This window comes from Acinetobacter sp. CY79 (assembly GCF_059515845.1).
This window is the reverse complement of record NZ_JCAKMY010000025.1, coordinates 17582-36435: the sequence shown is the minus strand read 5'-3', so window position 1 is coordinate 36435 and position 18854 is coordinate 17582. Positions and strand designations below refer to the sequence as shown.

Sequence of the window (18854 nt, the reverse complement as noted above, 5' to 3'; positions counted from 1 at the left end):
TTTAAATGATTACAACGTAAAGTTATTTTAGACCATAGGATTTCGAATGAAAGTTCAAGTTAAAGTTTTAGATCAACGTTTGGGTCAAGAATGGCCTTTACCGACCTACGCAACCACAGGTTCAGCTGGATTAGATTTACGCGCTTGCGTAGAAGAAGCAATTCAAATTGAGTCAGGTCAAACCGTTTTGGTTAAAACAGGCATGGCGATTTATATTCAAGATCCACAATATGCAGGCTTGATTTTACCACGTTCAGGGCTAGGGCATAAGCACGGTATTGTATTGGGTAATCTCGTGGGTTTAATCGATTCGGATTATCAAGGTGAACTCATGGTTTCAGTATGGAATCGTAGCCAGACCACATTTACGTTAGAGCCAGGAGAGCGTCTTGCTCAATATGTGCTCGTCCCTGTAATTCAAGCTGAATTTGATTTAGTGAATGAGTTTGAAGCAACTGAGCGTGGTGCAGGTGGCTTTGGTCATACCGGTCAGCAATAATGAGAAATTGAAACATTATTATTCAGAATAAAATTATTCAGAATAAAGAAAAACCCGATTTATCGGGTTTTTCTTTTTAAATAAGGAAAATCAGAAACAAAAAACTTATAAAAATGTAATAAAATATTTATAGTGAAAATTAGATTTAAAGTTCATTATGACTAAATCCATTTACTTAAATATAAAAAATTTATTTAAGTCTTAATTTTATAAAATATATGAATACACTTCAGCAATTATTGCCTAAGCAAATTTTCAGAGCATACGATATTCGAGGTAATGTAAGTTTTCTAAACCCTGATGTTGTAAATGCAATTGCAAATGGCTTGGCAAAACAGTTTATTGATTATGGTCAAGATACGCTCGTATTGGGATACGATGCGCGATTGACTAGCCCAAGTTATGCTCAAATTCTGAAAACTGTATTTTTAGTCTATAACATTAAAGTGATTGAAATTGGCTGTTGCTCAACACCACAGATGTATTTCGCTGCCCGTGAAGTGGGAGGGAATGGTATTATGGTGACAGCAAGTCATAATCCTAAAGATGATAATGGAATTAAGTGGATTATAAATTTCGAACCACCTACGCCAGCCATGATTCAGTCGGTCGGAGAATATGCAGCGCTGGAGTTTGATAAGAATAATCAAATCGAAATAAGTGAATATGATTCACATCAAATGAAATCCGATTTTTGTTTGCGTTATCAGTCAGCTCTGTTAAGTGATATACATTTGCACAGACCATTAAAAATTGTTTTAGATGGTATGCATGGTTCAGCAGGACGTTGTGCTGACCATATTTTGCAAAAAATGGGTTGTGAAGTCATTTCGATACGATGCCAACATGATGGGCATTTTCCAGATCATGCACCTGATCCATCTTTAGAAAAGCATCTAAAGCTACTGCAAGAGAAAATTCGATTACATCAAGCTGATTTAGGGATTGCGCTCGACGGTGATGGTGATCGCGTAGTGATCTTGGATGAGCATGCTCAAATTATTAGCCCTGATCGTTTGCTGAGTTTCTTTGCTCAGTTATGCCTTGAAGCTCATCCTCAGCATGAAATTGTATTTGACGTGAAATGCTCAAGCATGGTCAAAAATACGATTGAGAAACTAGGGGGCAAAGCCACCATGATCCGTACAGGTAGTAGTTTTATGCGTAAATATATCGCTGAAACTTCTGGTCGTGCAGTGTTTGGTGGTGAGTATGCAGGTCATTACGTATTTAATGATGGTCGAGGTTATGGCTATGATGATGGCTTGTATGCAGCTTTACGCCTAATGGAATATTTGAGTCAACAAAATAATCAAACTTTATCTCAGATTTTTGAGCAATATCCTGAACGATGTGGTACAGAAGATACTTATATCCACACACATGGCATTGAACCTAAAAAAGTTCTAGATTTGGTTGCTAAGCGAAGTCATCAATTTGGTGCTCAAGTTCAAGATATTGACGGTGTTAGATTGGATTTTGAAAATAGTTTTGGCATTTTAAGGGCTTCAAATACAGGTGATTTCTTCACTGTACGATTTGATGCTGACTGTGAGTTAAGTTTGGGCGAGATTCGTCAAAAATTTATCTCGATGTTAAGTGACGAATATCCTAAAATCGCCCAAGGCATTTTAAATGCTAAATAGCGCTAGCAGTACATTTTAGGAATACTAGAGGAGAGGCGAATGCCACAACAACAGAATGGCATCGACAAAGCTCAAATTTTGACTGAAGCTTTGCCATATATTCAACGATTCACAGGTAAGACTCTCGTTGTAAAGTATGGTGGCAATGCAATGACTGATCCTGCTTTGGAAAGTTCATTTGCTCGAGATATTGTTTTACTTAAAACCGTGGGTCTAAACCCAATTGTTGTCCACGGTGGTGGACCACAGGTCGATTCATTTTTGAAGCAACTGGGGCGTGAATCTGACCGTATTGATGGTATGCGTGTGACTGATCCTGCAACAATGGAAGTTGTGGAAATGGTCTTGGGTGGCAGCGTTAATAAGTCAATCGTAAATCTGATTAATCAGCATGGTGGTCGTGCGATTGGGTTAACGGGTAAAGATGGTAATTTACTTCGTGCGCAAAAACTTTTGATGGAAAAAGTAGCCGAAGATGGTTCTGTTCAACAGATCGATCTAGGTCTCGTTGGGGAAGTGGTTGGTGTCAAAACTGATGTCTTGGAAATGTTCACGCAAAGTGATTTTATTCCTGTAATTGCACCACTGGGTGTAGATGAGGAAGGCAATACGTACAATATCAACGCAGATTTAGTGGCAGGCAAAGTTGCTGAAGCTTTGGGTGCGGAAAAGTTAATTCTTCTCACTAATATCAGCGGTGTGTTGGATGAAAATAAAAATCTACTGACTGGCTTGAGCACACAGGAAGTCGATCGCTTGATTGAAACGGGTGTGATCTATGGGGGTATGATTCCTAAAGTAGGTTGTGCGCTTGATGCTGTGAAAGGTGGTGTAATCAGTGCGCATATCGTAGATGGTCGTGTACCGCATGCAACTTTATTGGAAATTTTCACTGATCATGGTGTCGGTACTTTGATTACCAATCGTGCCAAAACTGCGAAACCATAAAAGTATTCAATGACATTAGAGTTAGTCATTATTTAATCTAAGAGTCATCTAAAAAGCCACTTTGAGTGGCTTTTTTTTGTGCGCAGGTATTTTTATATTTAATGGCGTTGTTTAAATAGTCGCTTCATTGCATTTTTTTTAGTCCTTTTAAGTTATTGTTATTTGCATGCATGTACGCTGTGTTGCACAATAATCAATATAACGACAAGCTATTGATAAATTATGTGCCAACTCCTTGGAATGAACTGTGCGACACCTACGGATATTACATTTTCCTTCCGTGGCTTTTCTCAACGTGCAGGTGTGACATCCGATCACTCAGATGGCTTTGGTATTGCATTTTTTGAGGATAAGGCATGTCGCTTATTTGTCGATAATCAGTCGGCTGTTGAATCCCCGATCGCTGAACTGATCCGAAACTATCCAATTAAGTCACGTAATGTGATCGCACATATTCGTAAAGCCACTCAAGGTAAAATTACTTTAGAGAATTCACATCCTTTTATACGTGAGTTATGGGGGCGACAGTGGATTTTTGCCCATAATGGGGATTTACATGATTTTGATCCAACACTGACTGGAAAGTTTACACCCGTCGGTAACACAGACAGTGAGCGAGCTTTTTGTTATTTATTAGATCAGTTGGTTGCAGAGTTTGGTTTTGTGGAGCCGAGTCTTGAGCAAATTTTTGTTGTACTAGAGCGAATTTCCCCTCAAATTGCTGAACATGGGACGTTTAATTTTTGTCTATCCAATGGACAGGCCTTGTTTAGTTATGCTGTGACTAAATTGCATTGGATCGTTAGAGAGTATCCGTTTAAGCAAGCGCGTTTGATTGACCTTGATGTAGAAGTCGATTTTAGTCATGTCACGACACCAGAAGATCGTGTTGCTGTGATCACCACTGAACCATTAACCGATAATGAGATTTGGCAAGCGTATCAACCCGGTGAAATGATTTTATTTCAGCATGGTCGCCCTATAAAATATGCTCAAACCGTAATTGTTCGTTTAATACGCGAAGCAGTAAATCCGAGCCTGAAAAGAATCACCAAAGCAGATCAATATTAAGTTTTTTTATGTGATTTTGGTCGCTTTATCTGAATTTTAAAAATTTCATAACTTATTGAAAAATATTTATTTTTTGGTTAAAAAATAATTGAGTGTTTTAGTTGGTATTATAATTATTAACAATATAAAACAATTACTTACTTGATTTGACTTGTAAATCTTGAATCCCGACTAATCAAGTTTATTTTTATTTCATATTTTCCACTATAAGATAGGGCTCAAGTTAGTGTAGCTCATGTTTTAAGGTGATCGTATGAAGATGTATTGGGTACCAGAATATAACACTGGAATCGATGTGATTGACGATCAACACAGACGAATTTTAGACTTCATCAATGAAATTGATGAGATTAGTTCTACTACTGATCGTGATCGTGTTAAACAGATTTTGAATAATATTATTGATTACACTCAATCACATTTTACATTCGAAGAAAGTTTACAAGAAGAAGCGGGATATAAATACCGTGTACCACATAAACGTGTACATGATTTATTTATTAAACGTATTGAAAGCTATCGTGATCGTTTTGCGGAAGGCCATTCGATCGAAAGTGAATTACATGAAGTGCTTTCTAAATGGTTAATTAATCATATTCAACACGATGATGCCGACTATGTTGGTGCGGTAAAAATGAATATGATTGGTATTATTGAAAGCAATGAAAAGAAAAAAGGTAAAAATTGGTTCTCTCGTTTCTTCTCTTAATTGCAACTTCTTCCAGATAATAACGAAGAGTACAAGAAAAAAGAATAAATGAACTCAAGCTTGCGCAGCAAATCATCTGTAAAGATGGTTTGCTTTTTTTATTCTATGCTTTGATTTTCATCAGGGACAAAGGCAAAATAGCACAAGACTTTTTCACGGAACTCGTCATGCAGGATACATCTATGTCGCGATGGTTATCGCCGCTCATGGCATTTTGTCTATCATTTATTATTATTGCTGGGTTAGCACCAAGCCTTGGTTTACAAATTGACCGCCAAATAGATTTTTGGGCATTGTGGTTAGGCACGATGTTGCTTTTAGCCTTACCTGTGATTTACTTAGAAATTGCACTTGCCAAACGTTCTAAGACTTCAGCTTTAAATGCATTATCAAGTTTGACTCGTGATGCCGATGCATCACAAAGATGGCGCATTGTCGGATGGATGTCAGTTGTATTTATTCCATTCTTAGCTGGTGGGTTAATGTATAACTTAAGTCAGCTCGTGGTCAGCCAAGGGCAATTAGATTTTAAAGTTGAACTTGTATTTCTGGTAAGTACTGTCATTGCTTTTGCTTTGTCATTTGTACCCCGGGTGATTTTAGTGGTATTGACGGCACTTGGTGTAATTGCTTCTCTTGTTCTCTCAAAAATAACAGGTACGCAAGTTATAGCATGGCAAATGACGCCGATTGAATTTAAAGAGTGGGGCAATGCCACAATTTTGGCTTTAGTGGCAAGTGGCTTAGGGTTGGGGTTGTATTGGCAATCTTATAATGTGAACAACACTCAAGATGAGCCAGCGACTCAACAAACTTTACCGATTTGGATTGCACAAATTATTGCAGTCGTTGCCTTTGGATATTTTGCTGTGAGTACAGCATTACCTGCCTATAGTATTTTGTTTGCAACGGTGATGGCATCTGCACTGATGATCCAGATGGCGAAAGAGCAACTCGCACAACGTAATATTGCGTTCATTATTCAATTTGTGATTTTGATTATAGCAGTTGCAGTGTGGGTCATTCCATTCGTGGCTCATGTATTAAATAGTGTATTGATGTTATGGGGCTTGTTGATTTGTTTAATCTATTCAATCTTTGTCGGTTGGATCATGAAAATCAGTCATTTACGTAAAGCCTTAAATTTCAGCAATGAGGCTTTTTATAATATTTGGCGTATTGCCGTTCGTATCGTGTTGCCACTCAGCATTGTGTTGGCAATTATTTCATATCTTGGGCAATTGGTTTGATCATGAATACGCAGGACAATCAGCCAGTGAATACCAATCAACATTCAATGATGCCACAAAAGGTTTGGGTTGCATTTGCGAGTGTTGATCAGCAATTTCATATCGCTGTTGATTTTGTGGAAGGCATGACGGTCAATGATGCTATTGAGATGAGTCAAATTAAGAATTTAACGACTTTGCCTGAGATATTACAATGCGGAATTTTTGGTATAAGGGTTCGAGATTTGACACAATTAATTGAAGTAGGTGATCGTGTTGAAATTTATAGAGCTTTAACCGTGAATCCCAAAGATAAGCGTCGAAAACGTGCGGCAGAAAACCCTGTCGGGCTATATTGCCGTGGCAATCGCTTTAAACTATTGAAGTGATTTTTAAAAACCCCTCAATGAGGGGTTTTCTTTTATTTAAAAGTTACTATAGTGGTGGGGCATTGAGAATTGCTTCTTTAGATGCCGGTAAACCGGGTTGAGATTCTGGAATTGTTTCCAGACCTTCAATCTTATTTACCACACCATTTTGGTCAAAGAACACTTTAAGGTGTTGACCTTGAACAGCAGGGATTTTCGCTTTTTTAGCGTAGGTGCCTGGGATATAGTGGTACAGGTAATCCCAACGTAATGGATTCATCGGATCAGTTACAGTCGGACTACCGAGTAAAAAGCGTACTTGTTGATGAGTCATCCCGACTTGTATTTTTGATGCTTGGGCTTGGGTGAGTGGTGTCCCTTGTGGAATGTCGACTTTATATACACCGAAGACAGAACAACCACCCAGTAAAGAAGTGACGAATAACGCCAGCATGATTTTTTGCATTTTGCTACACTATCCCAAATTAATTATGATGCAATTGATCCAAGGATAGATCATACTGCATCTAAACTCTGTTGCATATTCCAACTTAAAATTTGTTGAGAGACCTTTTTATATGCCTATTTCCAATCAAGATTTACGCAAAGCTGGACTTAAAGTTACCCTTCCACGAATCAAGATTTTGGAATTATTGGAAAACTCTAGACAGCATCACTTGAGTGCTGAAGACATTTATAAGACCTTACTTGAACAAGGCGAAGATGTCGGTTTAGCGACTGTATACCGCGTGTTAACTCAGTTTGAGGCAGCAGGTATTATTCAGCGTCACCATTTTGAAAATAATCACTCTGTATTTGAGATTATGCAGGATGATCATCATGATCATTTGGTTTGCTACAACTGCAATAAAGTGGTTGAGTTTACCAATGACGTTATTGAACATGAACAACATCAAGTGGCTGAAAAAATGGGCTTCACTTTGACGGGTCATTCACTCAATTTATACGGTTACTGTGATGCTCCTGAGTGTCAGGAAGTGTATCGTAAAAAGTAATTCATCAGATCTATGAATAAAAAAGAGCTCCTAAGAGCTCTTTTTTGTGACTGATTTTTAAATTATTCAAACGGATCTATCGATTATTGTCCATCGAAAGTCAATTTTGATGCAGAACCCAATAATTGATCAGCACCATCTTCCGAGAGTTTAATTTGCAGACGTAAATCATTTTCAGAGTCTGCATATTTCAGTGCATCTTTATAGCTGATTTGACGTTCTTTATATAAATCAAATAAAGCTTGGTCAAAGGTTTGCATGCCTAACTCACGAGATCGCTTCATCAAATCTTTGATTTCATTAACCTCACCTTTTCGGATTAAATCAGAAATTAAAGGCGAATTGATTAAGATTTCAATGGCTGCACGACGTGATTGCCCATCAATGGTCGGCACTAACTGTTGAGCAACGACGGCTTTAAGATTAAGTGATAAGTCCATAAACAGTTGACTATGTCGATCTGCTTCAAAGAAATGAATAATTCGATCAATCGCTTGGTTAGCATTGTTGGCATGGAGCGTTGCAAAAACCAAATGACCTGTTTCAGCAAAGCCAATCGCATAGTTCATGGTTTCGCGAGATCGAATCTCACCAATCAGAATCACATCTGGGGCTTGACGTAGCGTATTTTTAAGCGCGATTTCATAGCTTTCAGTATCAATACCAACTTCACGTTGAGTAATGATGCAACCTTCATGTTGATGGACAAACTCAATCGGGTCTTCAATGGTGATGATATGACCTTTAGAGTTGCGATTTCGATGACCAATCAAAGAGGCCAGCGAGGTCGATTTACCTGTACCTGTTGCTCCCACCAATAAAATGATGCCACGTTTGGTCATGGCAAGATCTTTTAAAATAGGCGGGAGTTTCAGTTCTTCAGGGGTTGGAATTTGTGTTTCAATACGACGTAATACCATACCCGGTAAATCACGCTGTTGAAATGCACTGACACGAAATCGTGCTGTTTTATCTTTGTTGGAAATTGCAAAATTACATTCACGGGTATCGGCAAACTCTTTACGCTGTTTATCGGTCATGATTGAATGAATCAATTGACCGATAATTTCACCGTTGAGCTTGGTTTTGACCACAGGAATGATTTCACCATTGATTTTCATTGAGGGTTCAACATCGGCAGTCACGAATAAATCGGATGCCTTATGGGTAATCATCAAATCTAATAAATCGTTAAAATCCATATGTTCATTCCATGTATTTTTATGCTTTTATAGGAACGATTCTGGCTGTTTGGCAGCAGTACGTGCAATTTGTGGGCTAATCACGCCTTTGGCAACCAAAGTTTTTAAGCTTTGATCAAGGGTGGTCATGCCATAGTTTGCACCTGTTTGAATCGCAGAATACATTTGCGCAACTTTGTTTTCACGAATCAAGTTACGAATCGCAGGAATACCAATCATGATTTCGTGAGCAGCGACACGACCACCGCCATTTTTCTTGAGCAGCGTCTGAGAAATCACAGCTTGAAGTGATTCAGATAACATCGCACGAACCATATCTTTTTCTTCAGCAGGGAAGACGTCAATGACACGGTCAATGGTTTTCGCAGCAGACGTGGTATGTAAAGTACCAAAGACCAAGTGACCTGTTTCAGCAGCGGTAAGCGCCAAACGAATCGTCTCAAGGTCACGCATCTCACCGACCAAGATAATGTCTGGATCTTCACGCAGTGCTGAACGCAAAGCTTCGTTAAAGCCATGAGTATCACGATGTACTTCACGTTGGTTAATCAAGCACTTTTTAGATTGGTGTACAAATTCGATCGGATCTTCCACAGTCAAAATGTGGTCATAACGGTTTTCGTTAATATAATCCATCATTGCTGCAAGGGTGGTTGATTTACCAGAACCCGTTGGGCCTGTCACCAATACGATGCCGCGTGGATATTCACAAATATCTTTAAAAATTTGTCCCATTCCCAGATCATCCATCGACAATACTTTCGATGGAATGGTACGAAAGACTGCACCTGCGCCACGGTTTTGGTTAAATGCGTTGACACGGAAACGAGCCACGGCCGGAACTTCAAATGAAAAGTCAGTTTCCAACTTTTCTTCAAAATCACGGCGTTGTTTATCATTCATAATGTCATACACCAAACGGTGGACATCTTTATGCTCTAATGCTGGTAGGTTGATACGACGAACTTCACCATCTACACGAATCATTGGCGGCATGCCCGCAGATAAATGTAAGTCAGACGCGCCATTTTTAACAGAGAAAGCTAGTAGTTCTGTAATATCCATAAAAACCCCGAGTGCAAATAAATCTTAATTATTTTGTTAGAATAATAATGCTTTCCTCTAGCTTAACCAACAGTTGACCGAATAGGAAAGTAAAAAAAGATGAATTAAGTGAGATATGTGTCAATGAATAGTCTTCAACAAGCCAGATCACTGGTGTTACAACAGATTCAACAGGCTTGTCAGCAATCCAGTCGTGCAGAAAATACTGTACAACTTTTGGCTGTCTCAAAGACACATCCAAGTGAAGCTTTACGTGAAATGTTCAATGCAGGTCAACGTGCATTTGGTGAAAATTATCTGCAAGAAGCTTTAGATAAAATGGAAGCTTTAAATGACCTCAATATCGAATGGCATTTCATTGGGCATGTACAACGCAATAAAACCAAACATCTAGCTGAAAAATTTGCATGGGTGCATGGTGTGGATCGATTGATCATTGCAGAGCGTTTATCGAATCAAAGATTAGCTGATCAAGCACCGCTTAGCATTTGTTTGCAGGTCAATATTGATGCTCAAGATACAAAAGATGGTTGTCAGCCTGAAGAAGTAGCCGATTTAGTTGCTGCAATTAGTCAATTGCCTCATCTTAAACTTCGTGGACTCATGGTGATTCCTGCACCAAACAACACCGCTGCGTTTGCAGATGCACAAAAATTATTCGAACAGGTTAAATCTCATCACGCACATCCTGACGATTGGGACACTTTAAGTATGGGAATGTCAGGAGATATGACAGAAGCCATTGCTGCGGGTTCTACTATGGTTCGTGTGGGAACTGCCTTATTTGGTGCTCGAGATTATGCTCAATAAATATCAATCTATAACTTAACTAAGATGCCTAATTAATTCGTGAGCATAAAGTTTAACCCTGAAAAACTCAGGGTTTTTTTTAAGATTTAAAATTGTACAAAAAAATAACAAAGTCATGTCAACCAGTATAAAAGCAAATGTCATATACTGTTTATGAAAACTACATAAAAATGTATTGGTGTTTAAATAATTTATAAAACTAAAGGTGAATCATGAATTTAAAACATTTTCTCAATTTTTTTCTCTGCCTGCTCATAGGGTTATTTCTAACTGCTTGTGCTAAAAAAACAGAGGAAGCCGCTTCAGATTCGGCAATCGTAGCCGATGCTGCACCCTCAAATGCCGATATTGCATCTAATGAAAAATTAGGAACAAAATGGGGAGATGATGTTAGCTCTCATGTTACCAAAGTTGATTTACACCGTATGTCGGATGAACCGATTGCTCAAGCGACTGTACGTTATGCCAGTAAAGATTTTAAAGGTAAGGCGGTCAATAGCCTGTCGATCGCCGCAGGTAAAGTAAGTTTTTCTATTGTTGATGATCAGGGTAAAGCCCTTGCAATGATCCGTGATGGTAAGAATTATTATGTCAAAGCAAAAGCAGGTCAAAGTTATCAATTACGTTATGAAAATAACACGTCAAATACCTATGAAATCGTGGCAAGCGTAGATGGTCTAGATGTTCTGAATGGTCAAGAAGCATCAATTTATAGTTCGGGTTATGTGTTGAATGCACATGATACTTTGTCGATTGAAGGTTTCCGAAAAAGTGATCAAGCGGTTGCTTCATTTACCTTTGGAAAGCCTGATGAATCCTACGCGGCAAATTCCTCAAATGGTTCAATTGATAATACAGGCATTATTGGTACAGTGGTTTTTGAATTAAGTAACCCTGAACCTGTTGTTGTTGATGCGACCAGTGAATATGCACCAGCACCGAATGCATTTCCAGCGGATAAAAATTAATTGATATAAAAAAACAAAAAAGACTTCTTCGGAAGTCTTTTTATTTGGAATAGGTAAATATAGAAAGGAATTAAAGGCTTAAAACTATCAATGATGAGAAAAGTATCAAGTTTAGGGTTGATGTTTTTGCATAATTTGATTAAAACATAAACAGTGTATTTTTCACTTATTATTCAAGGATTAGAACAAGATGACTGGATATTATCAACTCATTCAACGTCAAGAAGAACAAGACGGATCCGTCATTGCACATTATCGATCAACAGCGTTGGCTCAAGGGGCATGGAATCCTCATGAACAACATATGGCACCTGCTACAGGGATTATTTGTGAGGAAATATATCGTTACCATCCTCGCGCAGACATGCGTATTGGTCGGGTCAGTCTAGATATATTGGGTTTAATTCACGGTGGCGAATTTAGTATTGAAACCAAAGTCATTCGTCCGGGTAAAACGATTGAATTATTAGAGTCTGTGATGAGTACGCAAGGTAAGCCTTGTATTATCGCGAGAACATGGCGGATGATACTTAGCGATTCTCAGGCAGTGATGGGAATTGAAGATCAAAATGTTGAGACACCTGAACATGCACCTGTTTGGACTGAAATTCGAAATTGGCCAGGTGGTTATATCCAATCAATTGAAGCCCGCACTCACGGACGCAGGGCAGGGAAAGGCATTGTATGGTTGACCAATTCGCATGATATGGTTGAAGGTCAGCCCACTGCTGATTTTGTCAAATTAATGGGCATGGTAGACACCGCGAATGGAATTGTTTCGCGTCAAGGTTGGCCATTTCAGTTTGCATTTCCGAATTTAGATTTGCAGATTCATCTGTATCGAATGCCACAAGGGAAATGGCTTGGTTTAGAGACCGTTCAACAATATGGCAATGATGGAATTGGCTTAACCAGCTCGATATTGCATGATGAACAAGGACCCTTTGGTCGTAGCGAACAAATTTTGACTTTACGCCAATTGGATTGAAATATAAAGATTTTCAACCAAATTAAGCCAACCATGCAGATAAGCAAAGTTGGCTTAATCTTATATTATTTATTCGCTCAACCTACGATTTGAATGGTACTTGCACCAGTGCCCACAGGTTTAACTTGGATTTGTACAGGAATACGTTCATGCATTTCTTGGATGTGGGAGATCAGCACCACTTTACGCCCTTGGCTTTGTAAGCTGTCTAAGGCATTCATCACCATATGTAATGAACTCGGATCGAGCGTGCCAAAGCCTTCATCAATAAATAAGGATTCGAGCTTCATCGAGCCTGAAGCCATGTTGGCAATGGCCAATGCTAAAGCAAGGGAAACCAAAAAAGTTTCACCCCCTGAAAGAGACAATACAGGGCGCATTTCGCTGTTCATGTCTAAATCTAGAATCGCCAAACTTAGACTGTCTGGAATACGATGCAATTGATAGCGTGGAGCAAGCGGTTGTAATTGTTGATTGGCATATTCCACCAAAATATCTAAGTGATGCTCTTGCGCAATTTTTTGGAACTTCACACCATCACGATGACCAATTAATTCGTAAATCCTGCCCCAACGATATTCTTCTGCTTTCACCACCTCAATTTCAGATTGATACTTTGCAAGCGTTAACTTTTGATGGTCATTCATACGCAATTCTGCATCGATTGTATTTGATGCATTTTGTTGTATCGATTTTTGCTCGGCGAGTTCACTTAACTTTTGCTGAATCATTTCAAAATCAAGCGCTGGCTGTTGGCTTAAGTGCTTTTTATAGTGTTCTTCGAGTGTTTCCCAAGCACTTTTGGCACTGCTCAATGCATGATGATGTCGTTCTAAATCGGCACGCATGCTTTGGACTTGTTGGTGTGAAAGCGCCATACATTGTTCAATGCATACATCGCTAAACTCAGGATGCTGTTGCTTCCAAACAAAAATGGCATCTGTGGCATGCTTTAAGGCGTTTTCATGTTGCTGTACTTGACTGTGTAAACGTTGCTGTTCAAGACGCAAATCTTGCATACTTTGCTGCGTTTGCTCAACATTGTGACGCTGTGCATGGAGCTGTTGCTGTAAGGCATGATCTTGCGTCTCTAAAGCCTGTTGCCAATCTGCAAATTTCCGATATTGCTGACCTGCGTAGGTTTCGGTAAGTTCATTCAGTTGTTCACGCAGTTGTTTGCCTTTTTTCAGTACCTCTTGCATGGATGCATCGAGTTGTTGTTCGCGTTGTTGTAAGAATTGCAGACGTTCTTCAAAAGCTTTGAGATTTTGCTGCAGATCCTTCAATTGATTTTGCAAACCTAAGCGCTGATTCAAACCTTGTTGGCGTACCTGTAGCTCTGCAAGTGCAGTTTGGCATTGTGCCAAGGATTGATCTCGCCACTTTTGCTGTAGATGCTGTGGCAATGGAGACATCATCGGCGTGATAATTTGCGACAGTTGTTGTCTTTGTTGCAGTGCAATTTTAAGTTGTTCTAACTGTCCTAAATGATTACGCCACGTAAGTAAAATAGTCTCCTGCTGTTCACGCTGTAATTTCAGCTGTTGTTGCTGTTGGATAATCGCATCGATATTTTGCTGAATCGTTTGATTGAGCTCATCGCTAGGGCGGTCGATTACAATGGATAAAGCATGGGTTTGGATCATGTCACTGATCTGTTGATATTGCGCTGTGGTTTGCTGATTCAATTCATCAATACGCTGCTGTTGCTGTGCAAGCGTGCTGTCCAACTGGGAGATTTGAATCTTTAAATCATTTAACTGTTGCTGTGCTAATTTGACTTGTTGTTCTGCATCTTCAAGTTGTTGATGCTGTAGATTGGCTAAAGCATCTTGAAGTAAGGCTTGATGTTCGACAAAGGGGTGAGTTTGACTACCGCAGACCATACAGGGAGCATCAGGTTGTAACTGCACACGCAAATCTTGCACACTTTGGTTTTGCAATAAACGTTGTTGCTCAAAAATGTCCTTCACTTTTTTTAGATGTAACTCTGCTTGTTGTAACGCCGTTTGTTGATGGTCAAGTTGAGCGTTCAGTTGCTGATTTTTTTGCTGATTTTTGAGATCATCGTGTTGGATGTTCTTCAATAAAATAACATCGTGTTGCCAACGCTGGCAGTGCTGTTTCAAGTTATCTAAATGATGTAAATCTTGCGCATACTTTTCTTGCTGTTTTTGTTTCTGATTCAAGTCTTGTTCTAATGTATTTAAATCTTTAAATGTCGTCTGCCAAGTTTCAATTTGAGACTGAATCTCTTGTTGTTGCAGAATGAGATCTGCCTCTGAAGATTGCAAAGCCATTGGATAATGTTGTTGTAGATGAACATATAAGTTTTGGTACTGTTCTAGACTCTGTAAGGCCGATGGCAATACATCATCAAATACTGTCCAATCCGCAGTTTGGCTAAGATGTTGCTCAATTTCGAGTAAAGCGTGTTGCTGTTGATTAAACTGCTGTTGTTGCAACGTGATCTGTTGCTGTAACGGGGCAATATCCACTTTGAGTAGATGATTTTTATCGGCTTCAGTTTTCTTAAATAATTCAGCTTGCGTATGGATCTCATGATCAATTTGGCGCGCCTGTTCAAGCTGTGGCTTGAGTTGTTCACGATGATTTTGCCATTCGGTCAATTGTTTTTGAGATTGTTCAAATAGTTGTTGCTGTGCATTAAAATTCTGTTGTGCTTGATCTAACTGAGGTTGAAAGGTTTTTAAACTTTCTTGAAGTGTATTCAAGTGAATTCGTGTGTTTCGTTGCTGATTAAAAGAATCTCGAATCGGCTGAAATTGATCTAAATACACCAATAATTGTTTTTGAGATTGTAACTTTTGGTCGGCATCTATCTGTACATCATAGACTTCTTTTTTTGCCTGCATGTTGGCATACAATTCATGACGATCTTTATGCCACTTCAAGTCATTTTCGAGCAGTTTTTCGGTTTTGCTTAAGTTCTCTAAAATAAGATTAGACGCTTGAAACTCTGATTGTAACTTTTCGATTTGCTCATCCGACAGAAGTTCCAACTTTCCTACATACTTTTCAAGTTCAGTTCTTTTACGGCTGACTTCACTGTACTTTTCAGCGGCACGTTTACTGACTTCACTAAAAATTTGTGAGTTGGTGAGATATTCCAGTAAATCCGCACGTTCTTGATCTTTGGCTTTTAAAAATGCACCGACTTCTGACTGTGCAAGTAAAACCGCACGGGTAAATTGTTTAAAGGTAAGACCTGTAATCCGCTCAATAAATGGTGTGCACTCTGAAGTCTTTTGTGTCATTAAACGTGATTCATCAACACAAAATACCGAGCGATCGACTTTAATGTTGCCGTCCACTTTTTTACGTGCGCGCTGGATTTCCCAACGTGCGATATAACGTTTTTGGTCGAGTGCGACAAATTCAAGTTCAGCAAAGCCTGAGGTCGTGCCACGGCGTAAAATATTTTTAGGATCATTGATCGCAATCGCTTGACCACTCGCATCTAGAATCGTGTTATCACGGCGAGAGCGAGGATTATCACTATCAGGTAAACGTGGAATACCATCATAGAGTGCCAAACACATTGCATCTAAAAGCGTAGATTTACCTGCCCCTGTTTTGCCTGTAATCGCAATGAGGCCTGCTTGCGCTAAAGGCGTATCTTCAAAATTGATCTCATGCGTGCCTGCCAAAGATGCCAAGTTATTTAAACTTAAACGTATAATTCTCATGGTTTATCCTGATTAATCTTGGTCAAGGGCGTCTTGTGCTTCGTGCAACAGATGTAAGAAATCTTGTTTGACTGCAGGATCTTCGCTATAACCTTTCTTTTCCCACATCCTTAAAAATAAAGACTCAGGTGTTGGCGGTGCTAAATCAATTTTAGAGCTGTGCGCCTGATCTCGATCATCAATTTTTTGATATAAACGTGCAATTCTCAGCAAACGATAGCGATTAGGGGGTAGGGCTAGTTCAATTTGTTGTCTTAAATCTACAGGAGGCGGTGCATCGGTTTTATATTCAATCTCGATAAAATGGCGTGCGGCTAAATCTTCAATTTCGCCATCAGGTAATACTTTTAAGGTCTCAATTAAATGGGATAGATCAGCACTAATCCGAATTAAATCGACTGTTCTTGGGATAATTAAAGGTTCAAAACTAAATGCATGATCTTTAAGCTCAGGATCAATTTTGACTTCGACCACTTGATGCTTATAGTTGCGCTCGCTAAAAGACAGAGGAATAGGCGAGCCACTATAACGAATATGCTCTTGTCCTACTTTCTGTGGTTTATGCAAATGACCAAGCGCAACATAATCAATCACATCATCAAATAAAGTGGTGGAGATGGCTTCTTCATTCCCGACCACAATTGGACGCTCAGAATCTGATGTTTCACCACCTTGCATATGCGCGTGTGACATCAAAATTAAGGCTTGGTCAGGCTGTTTACGTGCTTTTGCTTCGGCAATCAGCTGTTGGTGCAAATAACTAATGGCACTTTGTTGATTGGTGGTCTGTTCATTAATCCCTGTGATCTCACTACTTCGCAAATAGGGAAGCGCCAAGCACCAAGCCACAACTTTTTGTTGTTGGTCATAAATAGGCACAATCAAACGATCAAGATCTAAGGTTTTTGGGTCTGTACGTTGGATCACACCAACTGCTTTGGCGTTATATTTGGCTAATAGTGGGTCGACTTGCTCAATCCGATAACCAGAGTCATGGTTACCTGCAATCATTAAGGTTTGTAGGTGTGGGGCGATTTCATGTACATCGGCTAAAAATTGATAAAGCTGTTTTTGGGCAGAGGATGCTGGGTTGATGACATCGAAAATGTCACCAGCAATTAATAATGCGTTGGGTTGTTTGAGCTTAATCTGTTCTAAGAGCCAGCTCAGAAATTGAGCATGTTCAAATTCACGATTATGATTATGGAAAAACTGTCCTAAATGCCAATCTGATGTATGTAGAAAATGAACTGCCATATTGTTTGCCCCATGCCTTGAGAAGCATAGTAGCGAATATTTATTCAGAAATCTTTGCTTACGCAAGATTTAGACGACAATTTGTGTCACGAATTTCTCTGAACGATATTTATTATTTTCTCTTTCTTTTAGCTCTGCGTTTATTCGGATTGGTCGAGTGTTTTTTCAATGGTGTTTGATTTTCAAAAACTTTTAGTGTGGAGTGTGCAAATAGATATTGCATGAGTAGTGGACATAACAAAATCACCAACCAAATGCACATATTGGGTGGAATGATTTGGAAGTAATAATTCAAGGTATAAGCAAACGTTGATATAAATAAACATAAACTCGCTTCTATCCATGAAATTTGATCTAAAGAAAAACGTTCGATATGAGCTTGAGTATTTTCTTTAATATCTAAAAAGTAAGAACGAGTATATTTGTTGGGCAAGTATTGCAGTAGCAACATGATATTTTGAAATAGAAATAATGCAGAAATGCCAAGTAGGAAGTATTGAATCAGTAAAATCATATTTGCAGCAAGTGTTTTACTTAAGCTCGGTTCACCTTGATCCATCAGTTGAAATAAGTTATCTAAAGACAGTATCACAACAGCAATACAGGTACTTATACTTAAAATGAAGCGACTGACAGCATTATGTTTAATTTTAAATAATGCATGTATGACAGAAAATGCTGTAATTGAAAGCACCGTCATGCTTAAGACTTGGGTCAAAATAAATGAAAAGTCGAATAAGTAATTTTCAAAGAGCCAATATAGAAAAGCCAAACAAAACAATAAACTGAGCCCTTCACCGAAAGGTGTTGTTATTTTTTTATCATGCTCTATAGACATAATAATGAGATAAATAGCAAGAAAAAAATAAATCCATATCTCTATATGTTCTGCGAAAACATAATGCGTTTCATTTTCTCCTTGACTGAATGCTAACAAACTTACAAATGAACTAATGGTTAGATAAAAGAGGATTTTTTTGAAACTTTTAGTGATTTTATAACTTTGATAGATTAAGCCTAGAATCAATGTCACCATCGTCAGTGGGATGAGACTTTTTTCTTCTTGGAATGCAACATAGCAAATATAGAAGTAAAGTGTTAAGACAATGGTCGTTAAAAAAATAATAAATGGGTTTTGAAAGAGAGTTCCAACAGATAAATTAAATTTAGAGTTTTTGGAGTTCTTTTGCTTTGGAGGCATCGATTCTTTTCTATTTTATTTAGTTTTTTGGAGCTGAGTAATTATGACATTGATAAAAAAAGTTGTCATTACGATTATGAGTTTCGAAAAATTAGACAAAATAAAGCCGACGATTCGAGTGATAGAAAATCGTCGGCTAAAATACTTCGATCATGAAAATTTAGGCT

Annotated in this window: 17 protein-coding genes; 11 read left to right on the top strand and 6 right to left on the bottom strand. The window is 38.6% G+C overall.

Annotated elements, in window-relative coordinates:
- Positions 1-46: 46 nt before the first annotated feature.
- From dut to AC5YCE_RS11320, 7 genes are all read left to right on the top strand, one after another.
- A complete protein-coding gene (dut, locus tag AC5YCE_RS11350; protein WP_496172118.1) occupies positions 47-499 on the top strand; it encodes a dUTP diphosphatase in 453 nt (150 codons plus the stop codon).
- Between the two features lie 218 nt (positions 500-717).
- Positions 718-2145, top strand: coding sequence for a phosphomannomutase/phosphoglucomutase (locus tag AC5YCE_RS11345; RefSeq protein ID WP_496172117.1), 1428 nt, complete (start codon positions 718-720; stop codon positions 2143-2145).
- Positions 2146-2184: 39 nt separating this feature from the next.
- On the top strand, positions 2185-3093 hold the full coding sequence (gene argB, locus AC5YCE_RS11340; protein ID WP_496172116.1) for an acetylglutamate kinase: 909 nt from the start codon (positions 2185-2187) through the stop codon (positions 3091-3093).
- A 222-nt stretch (positions 3094-3315) separates the two neighbouring features.
- Positions 3316-4164 (top strand): class II glutamine amidotransferase, encoded by an 849-nt coding sequence (locus AC5YCE_RS11335; protein WP_496172115.1) that lies wholly within the window; start codon positions 3316-3318, stop codon positions 4162-4164.
- A gap of 253 nt (positions 4165-4417) precedes the next feature.
- Positions 4418-4873, top strand: coding sequence for a bacteriohemerythrin (locus AC5YCE_RS11330; protein WP_496126412.1), 456 nt, complete (start codon positions 4418-4420; stop codon positions 4871-4873).
- Between the two features lie 167 nt (positions 4874-5040).
- Positions 5041-6123 carry a hypothetical protein gene (locus AC5YCE_RS11325; protein WP_496172114.1) on the top strand — a complete coding sequence of 361 codons (1083 nt, stop codon included), beginning with the start codon at positions 5041-5043 and terminating at the stop codon, positions 6121-6123.
- 47 nt (positions 6124-6170) lie between these two features.
- Positions 6171-6491, top strand: coding sequence for an RnfH family protein (locus AC5YCE_RS11320; protein ID WP_496126432.1), 321 nt, complete (start codon positions 6171-6173; stop codon positions 6489-6491).
- A 46-nt stretch (positions 6492-6537) separates the two neighbouring features.
- On the opposite strand, the gene AC5YCE_RS11315 is transcribed toward AC5YCE_RS11320, so the two are convergent.
- Entirely contained in the window at positions 6538-6936 is a 399-nt protein-coding gene (locus AC5YCE_RS11315; protein WP_496126410.1) for an outer membrane protein assembly factor BamE, read from the bottom strand.
- 112 nt (positions 6937-7048) lie between these two features.
- Here AC5YCE_RS11315 and fur point away from each other — a divergent pair, with 112 nt between their 5' ends.
- Positions 7049-7486: a ferric iron uptake transcriptional regulator gene (fur, locus tag AC5YCE_RS11310; protein WP_496126409.1), complete on the top strand. Its 438-nt coding sequence runs from the start codon at positions 7049-7051 to the stop codon at positions 7484-7486.
- Between the two features lie 83 nt (positions 7487-7569).
- Here the strand turns inward: fur and AC5YCE_RS11305 are convergent, their stop codons facing one another.
- Both AC5YCE_RS11305 and AC5YCE_RS11300 read right to left on the bottom strand, forming a co-directional pair.
- A complete protein-coding gene (locus AC5YCE_RS11305) occupies positions 7570-8688 on the bottom strand; it encodes a PilT/PilU family type 4a pilus ATPase (RefSeq protein ID WP_496172113.1) in 1119 nt (372 codons plus the stop codon).
- 27 nt (positions 8689-8715) lie between these two features.
- Positions 8716-9753, bottom strand: a complete 1038-nt coding sequence (locus tag AC5YCE_RS11300; protein WP_496126407.1) for a type IV pilus twitching motility protein PilT — start codon at positions 9751-9753, stop codon at positions 8716-8718.
- Positions 9754-9876: 123 nt separating this feature from the next.
- Here AC5YCE_RS11300 and AC5YCE_RS11295 point away from each other — a divergent pair, with 123 nt between their 5' ends.
- The 3 genes from AC5YCE_RS11295 to AC5YCE_RS11285 all read left to right on the top strand — a co-directional run bounded on the left by AC5YCE_RS11295 (position 9877) and on the right by AC5YCE_RS11285 (position 12519).
- Complete coding sequence (locus AC5YCE_RS11295) at positions 9877-10563, top strand: YggS family pyridoxal phosphate-dependent enzyme (protein ID WP_496172112.1); 687 nt, start codon at positions 9877-9879, stop codon at positions 10561-10563.
- Positions 10564-10775: 212 nt separating this feature from the next.
- Complete coding sequence (locus tag AC5YCE_RS11290; RefSeq protein ID WP_496172111.1) at positions 10776-11531, top strand: hypothetical protein; 756 nt, start codon at positions 10776-10778, stop codon at positions 11529-11531.
- Positions 11532-11721: 190 nt separating this feature from the next.
- Positions 11722-12519, top strand: a complete 798-nt coding sequence (locus AC5YCE_RS11285) for a thioesterase family protein (protein WP_496172110.1) — start codon at positions 11722-11724, stop codon at positions 12517-12519.
- 77 nt (positions 12520-12596) lie between these two features.
- Here AC5YCE_RS11285 and AC5YCE_RS11280 read toward each other — a convergent pair whose 3' ends face one another.
- The 3 genes from AC5YCE_RS11280 to AC5YCE_RS11270 form a co-directional block, all read right to left on the bottom strand.
- Positions 12597-16229 carry an AAA family ATPase gene (locus tag AC5YCE_RS11280; RefSeq protein WP_496172109.1) on the bottom strand — a complete coding sequence of 1211 codons (3633 nt, stop codon included), beginning with the start codon at positions 16227-16229 and terminating at the stop codon, positions 12597-12599.
- 12 nt (positions 16230-16241) lie between these two features.
- A complete protein-coding gene (locus tag AC5YCE_RS11275) occupies positions 16242-17486 on the bottom strand; it encodes an exonuclease SbcCD subunit D (protein ID WP_496172108.1) in 1245 nt (414 codons plus the stop codon).
- Between the two features lie 112 nt (positions 17487-17598).
- Positions 17599-18186 carry a hypothetical protein gene (locus tag AC5YCE_RS11270; RefSeq protein WP_496172107.1) on the bottom strand — a complete coding sequence of 196 codons (588 nt, stop codon included), beginning with the start codon at positions 18184-18186 and terminating at the stop codon, positions 17599-17601.
- Positions 18187-18854 lie beyond the last annotated feature (668 nt).